This is a genomic window from Methylophaga sp. UBA3192, assembly GCA_002363955.1.
Classification (GTDB): Bacteria; Pseudomonadota; Gammaproteobacteria; order Nitrosococcales; family Methylophagaceae; genus Methylophaga.
In genome coordinates this window covers 709,061-721,446 of sequence record DEXE01000006.1, presented here as the reverse complement: position 1 = coordinate 721,446, position 12,386 = coordinate 709,061, and the positions used below count along the sequence as shown (strand labels likewise).

General features: G+C 45.5%; 14 protein-coding genes. 5 read left to right on the top strand and 9 right to left on the bottom strand.

The window, feature by feature from the left end; translation table 11 throughout:
* Positions 1–2 precede the first annotated feature (2 nt).
* Positions 3–1,295, bottom strand: a complete 1,293-nt coding sequence (locus B2337_RS10475) for an OmpP1/FadL family transporter (protein WP_292415275.1) — start codon at positions 1,293–1,295, stop codon at positions 3–5.
* A gap of 80 nt (positions 1,296–1,375) precedes the next feature.
* Positions 1,376–2,062, bottom strand: a complete 687-nt coding sequence (trmB, locus tag B2337_RS10470) for a tRNA (guanosine(46)-N7)-methyltransferase TrmB (RefSeq protein ID WP_292415274.1) — start codon at positions 2,060–2,062, stop codon at positions 1,376–1,378.
* A 418-nt stretch (positions 2,063–2,480) separates the two neighbouring features.
* Here trmB and edd point away from each other — a divergent pair, with 418 nt between their 5' ends.
* Complete coding sequence (edd, locus tag B2337_RS10465; RefSeq protein ID WP_292359056.1) at positions 2,481–4,304, top strand: phosphogluconate dehydratase; 1,824 nt, start codon at positions 2,481–2,483, stop codon at positions 4,302–4,304.
* A gap of 32 nt (positions 4,305–4,336) precedes the next feature.
* Positions 4,337–4,969: a bifunctional 4-hydroxy-2-oxoglutarate aldolase/2-dehydro-3-deoxy-phosphogluconate aldolase gene (locus tag B2337_RS10460; RefSeq protein WP_014707368.1), complete on the top strand. Its 633-nt coding sequence runs from the start codon at positions 4,337–4,339 to the stop codon at positions 4,967–4,969.
* A gap of 75 nt (positions 4,970–5,044) precedes the next feature.
* Here B2337_RS10460 and B2337_RS10455 read toward each other — a convergent pair whose 3' ends face one another.
* From B2337_RS10455 to B2337_RS10440, 4 genes are all read right to left on the bottom strand, one after another.
* Positions 5,045–5,788 carry a DNA-binding domain-containing protein gene (locus B2337_RS10455; RefSeq protein WP_292415272.1) on the bottom strand — a complete coding sequence of 248 codons (744 nt, stop codon included), beginning with the start codon at positions 5,786–5,788 and terminating at the stop codon, positions 5,045–5,047.
* Entirely contained in the window at positions 5,772–6,620 is an 849-nt protein-coding gene (locus B2337_RS10450) for a DUF692 domain-containing protein (protein WP_292415271.1), read from the bottom strand. The genes B2337_RS10455 and B2337_RS10450 overlap by 17 nt, the downstream gene beginning before the upstream one ends.
* 83 nt (positions 6,621–6,703) lie before the next feature.
* The gene (locus tag B2337_RS10445; RefSeq protein WP_292415270.1) at positions 6,704–7,447 is read right to left on the bottom strand and encodes a hypothetical protein; all 744 of its coding nucleotides are present in this window, start codon (positions 7,445–7,447) and stop codon (positions 6,704–6,706) included.
* Positions 7,448–7,479: 32 nt separating this feature from the next.
* A complete protein-coding gene (locus B2337_RS10440; protein WP_292359064.1) occupies positions 7,480–7,839 on the bottom strand; it encodes a rhodanese-like domain-containing protein in 360 nt (119 codons plus the stop codon).
* Between the two features lie 202 nt (positions 7,840–8,041).
* On the opposite strand from B2337_RS10440, the gene B2337_RS10435 reads away from it, so the two are divergent.
* Both B2337_RS10435 and B2337_RS10430 read left to right on the top strand, forming a co-directional pair.
* Positions 8,042–9,022 (top strand): ABC transporter permease, encoded by a 981-nt coding sequence (locus B2337_RS10435; RefSeq protein ID WP_292359286.1) that lies wholly within the window; start codon positions 8,042–8,044, stop codon positions 9,020–9,022.
* Positions 9,015–9,818: a ferritin-like domain-containing protein gene (locus B2337_RS10430; RefSeq protein ID WP_292415269.1), complete on the top strand. Its 804-nt coding sequence runs from the start codon at positions 9,015–9,017 to the stop codon at positions 9,816–9,818. The genes B2337_RS10435 and B2337_RS10430 overlap by 8 nt, the downstream gene beginning before the upstream one ends.
* On the opposite strand, the gene B2337_RS10425 is transcribed toward B2337_RS10430, so the two are convergent.
* The 3 genes from B2337_RS10425 to B2337_RS10415 are packed head-to-tail and all read right to left on the bottom strand — an operon-like array spanning position 9,815 to position 11,977.
* Positions 9,815–10,141, bottom strand: coding sequence for an RnfH family protein (locus B2337_RS10425; RefSeq protein WP_292359067.1), 327 nt, complete (start codon positions 10,139–10,141; stop codon positions 9,815–9,817). The genes B2337_RS10430 and B2337_RS10425 overlap by 4 nt on opposite strands.
* Positions 10,128–10,568: a type II toxin-antitoxin system RatA family toxin gene (locus B2337_RS10420; protein ID WP_292359068.1), complete on the bottom strand. Its 441-nt coding sequence runs from the start codon at positions 10,566–10,568 to the stop codon at positions 10,128–10,130. Before B2337_RS10420 ends, B2337_RS10425 begins: the two co-directional genes overlap by 14 nt.
* A gap of 32 nt (positions 10,569–10,600) precedes the next feature.
* On the bottom strand, positions 10,601–11,977 hold the full coding sequence (locus tag B2337_RS10415) for a sodium-dependent transporter (RefSeq protein WP_292415268.1): 1,377 nt from the start codon (positions 11,975–11,977) through the stop codon (positions 10,601–10,603).
* 92 nt (positions 11,978–12,069) lie between these two features.
* Between B2337_RS10415 and smpB the strand changes: the two genes are divergently transcribed.
* A partial coding sequence (gene smpB, locus B2337_RS10410) for an SsrA-binding protein SmpB (protein ID WP_349677082.1) occupies positions 12,070–12,386 on the top strand: 317 nt, incomplete at its 3' end.

The window sequence follows — 12,386 nt, the reverse complement described above, 5'->3', positions numbered from 1 at the left end:
GATTAATCAAAATACCAACGTAACTGAACACCTACAATATCAACAGAATTTTTATATTTGCCCAGCAGCTGATTGCCGTTTGAATCGGTATCGTCTATGTTGGTGTCTTTCATAAATATATGACTATAAGCCGCATCAAGGACAATGTTGTCGCTGTATTGATAACTTGCCCCAACGGCGATCCATGTCCGGTCACTATCCGGGATTCGGGGCGTTCGGCGTTGTGCGTTAGGAATTGGGGTTTCATCATAGGCAACACCTGCACGCCATGACCAGCGGTCATTCGCCTGATACTCCAGACCAAGACCATAACGCATTGAATTATCCCAGTCTTCTGCTTTGACTGAATTAAGACGATCAACATCCGAATTAATTCGTAACTCTTCAAACCGGCTCCAGCGTGTCCATGTCGCGTCGGCCATCAACGCTAATTTTGGGGTTAACTGATGAAGTAACGCGACAGAGAGGGTTTCGGGTAAAGTGACGCCACCATCAATTTTGCCATCTTCAAAACCAAGTGCTGAAGCAGTGGCCTGGGCATTGTCAGGAATACGAAACTCACCATCGCCTTTTAAATCATGAGTGATTTTAGAGCGATAACTCACTCCCATGCGCGTGGCTTCTGTAAATTGATATGTCATACCAAGATTGTAACCCCAACTCCAGTCATCCGCCGTTAACCGTACTCGACCATCATTCTGTTGTGGTGTGCCTGTTAAAACACCAAAATTGGCTGCCTGACTTAATTCCAAATCAATGTATTGCAGATTGACGCCAAATCCGAGTGACAGCTTTTCGGTGGCTTTAAAGGCAATACTGGGATTGATATTAATGGTTAACAGATCTGAGCGAATAGCATGGTATCGACCCTGCCAGCTATCGCCATAGTCGGTCACCAATCCAAATGGTGCACCCACACCAATACCCACTACCGTCTTGTCATTTAAGGGATGGGCATAATAAAAATTTGGGACTGCTGCCAGTTCACCGGCATTATTGCCATCACCGCCAATTAATGGCGTGCCATTGACATTCGAACCACGATCAGAAAACTCTGCACGGGGACCAATCAGGTTTAACCCCATATTCATTTCTTTACGGGATAAATTGGTCAGACCGGCCGGATTGAAAAAGATGGTACTGGCATCATCCGCCACAGCAGCACTGCCTGAAAAAGCTCGTCCCAGGCCGGTAATACTTTGTTCAATTAAGGCATAACCTGCTGCACCAGCAGAGCTGCTGGCCGCCCCGAACAAAACATAAAAACTTAACTGCGTTGAACGGGACATAGTCATGGCGGCTTTACCTGTAAGAAAATTGAATAGTTAAATGGCGAAACTAGCTCAAGCACACAAATGAAGCAAGTTTGTCATAATTAACGGCGTTGAAAAAGTAAATCCCAGACACCATGGCCCAGGCGATGGCCACGTTGTTCAAATTTGGTCAGTGGACGAAACTCCGGGCGTGGAATGTAATCACCGGTAATACTGGTATTGATGAAATCCGAACTTGCTGACAGATCCTGAAGCATCTGCTCTGCATAATCCTGCCAGTCGGTGGCCATATGTAAAAAACCACCCGGATGAATTTTGTGTGCCAGTACGTCAACAAAAGCTGGCTGAATAATACGGCGTTTATGATGACGTTTTTTATGCCAGGGATCGGGGAAATAGAGCTGTACCCGTTCCAGAGCATTATCAGCAATCTGGTTTTTAAGTAATTCCACCGCATCGGTACAGGCTACCCGCAGATTGGTCAGATGGTTTTCTTCAATGGCTTTTAACAGTTGACCGACACCCGGACGATGTACCTCAACACCAATAAAGTTATTATCTGGCTGCTGCAAGGCCATTTCGACCAGTGAAGCACCATTTCCAAAACCGATTTCGAATATTACCGGCGCATCACGGCCAAACAGGTTTGTCATATCGATTTGCTGACCATCAGCTTCTATGCCAAATTTCGGCCATAAAAAATCTAATGCCTTTTGTTGGCCGGGTGTTAATCGACCTTCGCGTTTTACAAAGCTTTTCACCTGACGGAGGCGTTTACCTTCAGTCATTTTCTTTACCTGACTAATTTGAGCGATACATCATCAATAAGACGACGAAAAATAGCGTCACATGATACCGAAGCCCCGCTGGAAAATCCTCCTGTTGTCATGTTTTGCTATCGCATTCTGTAAATTTGTTTGTTTCGGAGTATGAATCAGATCGTGATAATGACCCATGGTCATCTGGGTTATCTTCCTGCCAAATTGGCGTAAATCTGCGATTTGCGAAGTAATACACGCAGATATTGGAATGCAGAGAATTGATTAATAAGATGACAAAAGCCCGTAAACAGTGCGAAAAAGAGTGATAAGGACTATAATGTTTTGTCTGAATAAAAAATTTCTGATGGATTAACGCTGCTGCAACCACGCAGCCTCGAATCCCGCTACTTCGACATTACAAGTAAACGAAAGAGAGACTCATTTTATGGTTCATCCGGTTTTAGACTCGCTCACTAACGAAGTGATCGAACGAAGTAAAAAAACACGTACGGCCTATCTTGCCCGTGTTGACGAAGCTGCAGGTCAAGGACCTCATCGTCTGACATTAGGCTGCGGCAATCTGGCGCATGGCTTTGCTGCCTGCGCTGCCACAGAAAAAAGTGATTTGGCAGGCAACAAAAAAGCCAATATCGGCATTATTTCTGCTTATAACGATATGCTCTCAGCGCATCAACCTTACAAAGACTTTCCACCGCTAATTAAAGAAGCTGCCCATGAAGCCGGTGGTGTTGCACAATTTGCCGGTGGTGTTCCGGCCATGTGTGACGGTATTACTCAGGGCTACCCGGGTATGGATCTGTCATTGTTCAGCCGTGATGTTATTGCGATGTCCACTGCAGTTGGCCTTAGTCACAATATGTTTGACGCGGCAATGATGCTGGGTGTCTGCGATAAGATCGTACCGGGCTTATTGATTGGTGCTTTGAGCTTTGGTCATTTACCGACGATTTTTGTACCGGCTGGCCCGATGCCAAGCGGTTTGCCGAATAAAGAAAAAGTTCGCATTCGTCAGCTGTTTGCTGAAGGCAAAGTCGGTCGTGAAGAACTGCTTAAAGCAGAATCAGAGTCTTATCACAGCCCAGGTACCTGTACTTTCTATGGTACAGCGAACAGTAACCAGATGATGGTTGAAATCATGGGGCTGCACTTACCCGGCGGAACATTTATCAATCCCAATACGCCGCTACGGGATGAACTGACCAAAGAAGCAGCACGTCAGGTACTGAAATTTACTGCGCTGGGTGATGATTATCGTCCAATCGGTCATATGATTGATGAAAAAGCGATTCTGAATGCCATTATCGGGCTACTGGCCACCGGTGGCTCAACCAATCACACCATGCACATTGTGGCTATTGCCCGTGCCGCCGGTATTCTGATCAACTGGGACGACTTCGATCGTCTGTCGCATATCATTCCTTTATTAAGCCGTGTCTATCCAAATGGCAGCGCTGATGTAAATCACTTCCAGGCTGCTGGTGGTATGGGCGTGTTGATTCAGGAGTTGTTATCCCAGGGCTTATTACACGAAGATATTATTACTGTCGGTAATGAAAAAGGCCTGAAGCAATACAGTCAGGAGCCAAAAATAATCGATGGCAAATTGATTTGGCAGGAAGGTCCGAAAGAATCATTGGATAAAGACGTTATTGGCACCGTTGAGCAGCCTTTTGCCAAATCCGGTGGTGTACATCTTATTCAAGGTAATCTTGGACGTGGCGTATCCAAAGTATCAGCCGTCGATATCGAACATCGTGTTGTAGAAGCTCCGGCATTGGTATTTGACGATCAGGATGATGCGGTTGCAGCCTTCAAGAATGGTGAACTGGAGAGAGATGTTATTGTGGTTTTACGCTTCCAGGGACCAAAGTCCAATGGCATGCCGGAGCTGCATAAACTCAGTTCACCGCTTGGTGTCTTGCAGGATCGTGGCTTCAAAGTCGCTTTGGTTACTGATGGTCGGATGTCCGGCGCTTCCGGTAAAGTCCCATCCGCGATTCAAATGTGTCCTGAGTCGGCTGATGGTGGCCCACTGACCCGAATCAAAGACGGCGATATTATTCATCTCGATACTGAAAATGGCATTATGAATGTGTTGGTTGATGAAGCAGAGTTTAATTCCCGCTTATCCTGCATGATGGCCAATACTGAACATCATTACGGTAGCGGCCGTGAATTGTTCGACAGCTTCCGTGCCGGTGTTTCTTCAGCTGAAGAAGGCGCCATTAATATGTTCAACGTTGAATAATCTATCCAACAGAATTAGGGATATCTTTTTTTATGAGCAAAACGATTCACGAAATTATGCAAGTTTCACCGATTGTCCCGGTGATGGTTATCAACAATGTTGAACATGCGGTGCCGTTAGCCAATGCGTTGGTGAAAGGTGGTCTGAAAGTACTCGAAATTACCCTGCGTACTGATGCAGCACTGGAATCCATTCGTCGTATTAAAGCGGAAGTGCCTGATGCGATTGTCGGTGCCGGTACTATTATCAATATTGAAACCTTAAATGCAGCAATTGATGCCGGTGCGGAATTTATTGTCAGTCCGGGCACAACAGATACGCTGATCGAAGCCGCTTTAAAAACGGGCGTGCCATTATTACCGGGTGTTGCTAATCCAAGTGAAGCCATGCGTTTATTGGAACGTGGTATCACGGCGATGAAATTTTTCCCGGCCGAAGCTGCTGGTGGTGTGCCGATGTTGAAATCAATTGGGGCACCGATTCCACAAATCCTGTTTTGCCCAACCGGTGGTGTCAGCCAGAAAAACGTTAAAAACTATTACAGCTTGCCAAATGTCGGCTGTGTAGGTGGTTCATGGATGTGTGCTGCGAATCTGGTTGAAGCAGAAAACTGGGATGAAATTACCCGTTTGGCTGCGGAAGCGATTGAGCTTGCTACCAACTAGACACTGAACTTGTTTCATTGACAAAAAAACCGGGCTTGTCCCGGTTTTTTTGTGTTCAAATTTACATTGATTTTGTTAAATGACAATCCCGCGTTCCAGCCAGTCCTCAATCAACTGTTTTGCCCCTTGTAAAACAGTTTCGGGCTGAGGATGCTGCAATACGTCAGCAATGGCTTCAGCAGCTTGCTGGCCAGTCTGACCACTATCAAGTAGATCAAGTAACCGTGCACTGACGGGGTTAAGCTCAATAAATTTCACTTGATCATCTGCATTTCGATATAACAGCAGAAAAAACGGCATCTCAGCTGGTTTGTCCGGCAGATTTTCCGGCGAGATTTGATGCACAGGATAATCGTAGGCAAATGTCCAGCTAAGGGGAGAACGCTGCAGAGAAAGTTGCAGCGCATTTTCCTGATCATTGAGCTCGCGTTTTGCAAAATCCGGACTGGCAATACTCAACGCCAGTTCAGCCCATTCATAATGAGCCAGTTCTGCGATAAATGGCATGGTTTGATATTGCTGAGGATGCGCTTCCAGATAACTGACAAACTCACGCGCAATATCATTAAATAGTGGTGATTTGCAGCGATGCTGACGAATAAAATCAGCTGCCAGGTTGTGCCAAGCCGTATCTCCAAGGATTTGTTTTAAGACCGGACAGGCACTGCTTAGAAAACTTTCGATATTGTTATAAATCAGACGTCGATAGATTGCCATCCGTCGAGATTCAACATCAGCCGGTTCGGCAACCGACTCCGGATTCCGAATGTGGGCGGTAAATTGTTGCTGAGTTACTTTGAAATCAGGCGCTTGCGACATGATCAGACTGATATTGTGATTGCATGTTGCGAATGAGAGCGACTTCGTCAAATAAGGTGCTGAGCGAAGGAATATTAAAATCGCGTTCCAGCAGGGTGGGGATAACACCATGTTGCTGATAAGTATGATCCAGTAATTGCCAGACCGGATCGATCACATCCGCGCCGTGGGTATCAATGATCAAATCTTCCGCTTCATTGTAATGCCCGGCAATATGCAGATAGGCGATACGGTCAGTGTTAATGGCTTCGATATACGCTCTGGCATCATAACTATGATTAATGCTGTTCACATAAACGTTATTCACATCCAGCAACAGCTCACAATCCGCTTGTTCAAGAATCGCATTGATAAATTCAATTTCGTCGATCTGCCGCCCCGGTGCGGCATAATATGAAACATTCTCGATAACCAGTCGGCGCTGCAGAATATCCTGCACCCGGCTGATCCGGTCAGCAACATGCTTCACTGCCTCCTCAGTAAACGGTATTGGCATTAAATCATACAGATGACCATCATCACTGCAGTAGCTCAAATGCTCGCTGTAGAGACGAACCTGATGTTGATCGAGAAATTGTCTGATACGTTTTACAAACGCTTCATCCAATGGCGCAGGGCTACCAAGGGATAACGATAGTCCATGGCATAACATTGGAAAGCGTTCACTGAAGGCACGCAGTTTTTTGCCCAGTCGTCCACCCATTTCCATCCAGTTTTCCGGTGCGACTTCAATAAAGTCGATAGGCGGGTGATTCAGCTGCATGATTTCGTCGACAAAGCTTCGCCTTAACCCCAGACCAGCCCCATCAACGGCGTAACCTTGTGTTCTCATGCTGTTACTCTTTTTAGATTGCGATAATAAACAGACGTTTTAAAACGCAATTTGTTACAGATAAACATCGATCAAACTCAAGGTTATTCCGGAATTTCGAACATCGATCTATCCACCCCGACATTACCCGTTTTAGCATCGTATAAATACACAACGGCTTTGTAATGACCTGGTTCAGTAATCCTGGTTTTGCCGCTGAACATGCCAGTTGGGCCAGTAAAATCCAGTGTAACTTCATCTATGTTTTCATCATCACGCATGATGATAGCCTTCGCTTCATAATTATCGGCTTGCCATAGTCCGTCTTTGGTAATTGGACAGCCACATAACAAAGAGGCTTTGGTATAAATATCCACTTGGCCGTCTTCCAGTACCCGAGTCCAGGCATCCACAATAAAGCCGGTCATAGTAATAACAATGCCATCACCTAAAATATCCTTACCGGGAACCACCCAACTGGTGACGCTGGCTTCCTGATAGGCTTGTTGATAACCATAAGGACCTATCAGTTTGAAACGTAATAATCTTGGTGCATCAATCTTCACATTGGCTAAAAAGCCAGCTGTTTTATCATTTGTCAGTGGTTCGCCGCGTTTTATCGGGTTTTCCATTAACACTGCGGTATCGCCTGTACCACCATTTATCCATCCCTGATCGAGAGTTTCAGCCGTTTCGGCATCTTCTACAATGACTCGAATACCACCAACACTGGTGCCAATAAATTTCGAATCCACGGCTTTAGCACGAACCATGATCTGCGTATCAGCTGCAATGGCTGACAAGCTGACCATCATTAAAGTGATAATTACCCAAAAGCGTGTGTACATGTTTTCCCCCTCCAAACAATATTCTCTAATTTCTATTCATCATCATACGATGCGGCACTCCAGGCATCATAACCTCCAATCATTGAGTACACATTGGTATAACCAAGCTGTTGCAATGTTGCGGTTGCCAATGCACTCCGTCCACCAGACTTGCAATATACGATGATGGGGCGCGTTTTGTCCTGAAAGTCAGGGTGGCTGGCAATTGAAAACTCCAGCATACCGCGTGGAATATGTCTGGCATCAGCAATATGGCCCATCGCAAATTCATCCGGTTCCCGAACATCCAGTGCAATACTGTCATCGTCCAGCATTTGTTGCGACTGAGAAACGCTGATTTGTTGTATAGCAGCTTTAGCTGCCTGAACGAGATCCATTGCTGTTTTTGCCATGCCACTCTCCTAAATTACTTAACGTTGTGACCATAGTAATCATTAATAGTTGTCAAAGAAACCAATTGCTTCATAACCCAGTTGAGGGTTGCGCTGTTACAATGTTTTTCCTTTAATTTGTAACCTGACTGAACCAACATCTGTTAAAGCCATAGTCCGTTATGACCTAATCCAGAATGTTTTATCAGTGTCTGAGGCAATTATGCTGGCCTATATTATCCGTCGTATTTTGTATGCTTTTCCCATTTTACTGGGCGTTAATGCACTGACATTTGCGTTGTTTTTTATGGTCAATACACCCGACGATATGGCACGAATGCAGTTGGGGGAACGCTATATTACCGAGCAGGCCATTACTACCTGGAAACAGGAGCGCGGCTATGATCGGGATCTGTTATGGAATGACTCGGCTGAAGGTATTGAAAAATTTACGGATACCATCTTCTTTGATAAATCATTGGCTTTGTTCAGCTTTCAGTTTGGTCAGGCTGATGATGGACGTGATATCGGGCAGGATATCAAAACACGCATGTGGCCAAGCCTGGCGATTGCTATTCCGGTATTTATTGTCGGCTTGCTGGTGAATATCACTTTCGCGCTGATGATGGTGTTCTTTCGTGCCACTTATGTGGATTTGGGTGGGGTAGTGCTGTGTGTGGTGCTTATGTCGATTTCCAGTCTGTTTTATATCATCGCCGGGCAATTCTTAATTGGTAAAGTTATGCAACTGGTGCCAATATCCGGTTTTGGTGAAGGGCTTAATACCCTCAAGTTTCTGCTGTTACCTGTCGCCATTGGCATTATTTCCGGTATAGGTTCGGGGTCACGCTGGTATCGCACACTGTTCCTTGAGGAAATCTCCAAGGATTATGTACGAACCGCCAGAGCCAAAGGCTTGTCGGAAATTCGTGTGTTATTTCAGCATGTACTGAAAAACGCGATGATCCCGATTTTAACCGGCGCTGTGGTGGTGATACCGACCTTGTTTATGGGCAGCCTGATCCTGGAATCTTTCTTCGGCATACCGGGGCTTGGCAGCTATACGATTGATGCCATTCATGCCCAGGATTTTGCCATTGTGAGAGCCATGGTTTTTCTAGGTTCAGTCTTGTATATCTTAGGGCTACTGTTGACCGATATTTCTTACACCTTTGTTGATCCAAGAGTACGAATGGATGGCTGATTCAAAAATTGATTTACGTGCACGGGCTTTGGAATGCCTGTTAATTTGTGATGCAACGGAAAAAGCTCGTCAAACCAGACAATTGGCTGAGGATTGTCGTCAGCAGGAATATATTATTCATCATACCTCTCTGGATGTTCCTGCTATTCCAGGCAGACCTGAAACACCGCAACTGGTTTCACCACGTGCTTTACCGCGGCGACGTAATAATCAGCAAACCGGCCACACCACGCTGATTCATGCCATTTGTCATATCGAGTTTAATGCGATCAATCTGGGGCTGGATGCCATCGCCCGATTTAAGGATATGCCGGAGGATTATTATCGAGACTGGTTGCAGGTTGCGGATGAAGAGGCCAAGCACTTTTCCATGTTGTCAGCACATTTACAACAGGCCGGGTATGCCTATGGTGATTTTCCAGCCCACGATGGCTTATGGGAAATGGCACAGAAAACACATCATGACCCGTTAACTCGTATGGCTTTGGTACCCCGGGTTCTGGAAGCACGGGGGCTGGATGTGACGCCAGGTATGATGAACAAACTGCGCGCCAGTGGCGATCTGGCTGCGGTGGAAATTCTCGAAGTGATTTTGCGAGAAGAAATAGGGCATGTAGCGATAGGCACCCGTTGGTTTAATTATCTCTGTGAACAACGTGATTTAGAACCGACATCAACTTTCACGACATTATTAAAAACTTATTTTAATGGTGAGATACGCGGGCCATTTCATATTGAAGCCCGCAAACAGGCGGGCTTTAGTGATGCTGAATTGGAATGGTTAGAGCAGAATTAATCATTGGCAGCTTCAGCGGCTTTGTTTTTCTTTTGCATCTCCGCTTTTTGACGGCGTGATTCTTTCGGGTCGGCAATCAAGGGGCGATAAATTTCTATTCGATCTTTGTTACTGAGCTTGGCATCCAGCTTGCAGATTTTGCCAAAAATACCGACTTTATCGCTATCCATATTTATTTGTGGATAACGTTCCAGAATCCCAGACCGTTTAATAGCCTGTTCGACCGAAGTATTATCCGGTACTTCAAGCGACAAAATCACTTGCTCATCGGGCAGTGCATAAGCCACTTCGACGGTAATCAATTCAGCGTTAGCGTGTTCCATAAATTTCCCTGGCGCGTACACAAAAAGCTTCGACCAATGAACCGGATATCTGTGTGAATACCGGGCCCAAAGCCAGATCCAATAGACGGGTGGAAAATTCAAAATCCATATCCAGCTGCACACGGCAACCTTCATTATCCCCAATCGGGCTGAACTGCCAGAATCCTTCTAAATGACGAAAAGGACCATCAATCAGCTCAATACGAATGGACTCACCATGTTGCAGGGTATTGCGGGTAGAAAACTCATGGTGAATACCCCCTTTAGCTATATCCAGCGTGGCACAAATCACTTTATCGTTTTTACTAATAATTTTACTGCCACGACACCAAGGCAGAAAACTCGGATAAGCCTCTACATCGTTGACCAGATCAAACATCTGATCCGGCGTATACATTACCAGCGAACTGCGCGTAATAGTCGTCATTTAGTGTTTCTGTTGACCTCTAATGAAAATAATCAAAAGATGAAATCCAATACACCTGTCAAACTCACGAACACGATAAAAATCGCTATTGGCGTAACATAGCGAACCAAAAAGCGCCATTCGTGATAAATCAGGTTGGATTTAATCCCCAGCTCTTCCTGAGTACTGCGTTGCGACATGATCCATCCGGCAAAGATAGCAATCAGCATCCCGCCCAAAGGCAACATAATATTGGCAGTCAGATAATCCAGCAACTCAAATGCGGTCATATCCAGCCAGGTCCAGTCTTTTAATACGTTGAAAGAGAACAGACTCAACAGTCCGAGTAACCATACCAATATACCCACCCAAATGCAGGCGTTAAGCCGTTTTATCTCAAAGTTTTCCACTAACCAGGTGACCACTGGCTCGACTAATGCAATTGCTGAACTCAACGCAGCAAAAACCAGTAATAAAAAAAACAAAGCACCAAAATATGCGCCGTTATCCATATGTCCAAAAGCAATGGGTAACGTTTCAAAGATTAAACTTGGCCCGGCACCGGGAGACATTTCATTGGCAAACACCAGTGGAAAAATGGCCAATCCAGCCAGAATGGCCACGGCTGTATCCATAAAGGAAATCGCCAGTGAGACTTTAAAAATCGAGGCTTTTTTCGGCAAGTAGGAACCATACACCATAATGGCGCCCATCCCCAGACTGAGGGTAAAAAAGGCATGGCCCATGGCGGTTAATATGCCTTCGGTGGTGAGTCTGGAAAAGTCTGGTTTGAATAGAAAGTTTACTGCCTGGTCAAAATACACACCGGTCTGATAGGCATAACCCACTAACACCAACAAAATCAGAAATAAAGCCGGCATTAAAAACCGCACTGATTTTTCCAGGCCGCGTTGTACACCACGACTGACAATCAGCATAGTCAGCATCATAAAAATGGTATGCCAGGCCAACAGTTTTTCCGGATCCTTAACCAGTGCCAGGTGCAGATTGCGCGCCCCATCGGGTGTGACACCCTCAAAAACGCCAAATAATAAACGGGGAACATAAGCTATTGCCTGACCGGCAATCACACTGTAATAGGAAAGGATTAAAAAGCCAGCTAATACACCGCCAAAACCAAGATATTTCCAGAGGGGAGAGGCTTTTTCTTCTTCGGCCAGACTGGCCAGACTGTTAAATGGATTTTGTCGACCCCGTCGACCAATGAGAATTTCCGCCATCATAATCGGAACACCGATGGCAAAAATACAGGCAAGATAAACCAGAACAAATGCACCGCCGCCATATTCACCGGCGATATAAGGAAATTTCCAGATATTTCCCAGGCCAACCGCTGCGCCGGTAGCTGCAAGAATAAAGGCCCAGCGTGATGTCCACTCTCCGTGAATTGATTTTAACGGTCTATCCATATCACACTCATAAGAGATAAATAGTCTCGATTCTGGGCGAAATTACAAAAATGCTCAAGCCAAGTAGCAATATGCACATGTATAATGCCGCGATGGCCACAAAGAATAAACCTCAACAAAACGACAATACTATCGCTCGTAACCGGAAAGCGCGTCATGAATTTTTTATTGAAGAAAAATTCGAGGCGGGTTTGGTGCTCGAAGGATGGGAAGTCAAAAGCTTACGTGAAGGCAAAGCACAGCTCAGTGACAGCTATGTGCTGATTCGACATGGCGAAGCCTGGTTAGCGAATGCCTTAATCACCGCATTAAAAACGGCTTCGACTCATGTTGTTCCAGAACCGCAACGCGATCGAAAACTGCTGCTCAATCGTAATGAGTTAAATAAGCTGATTGGCGCAGTTGAGCG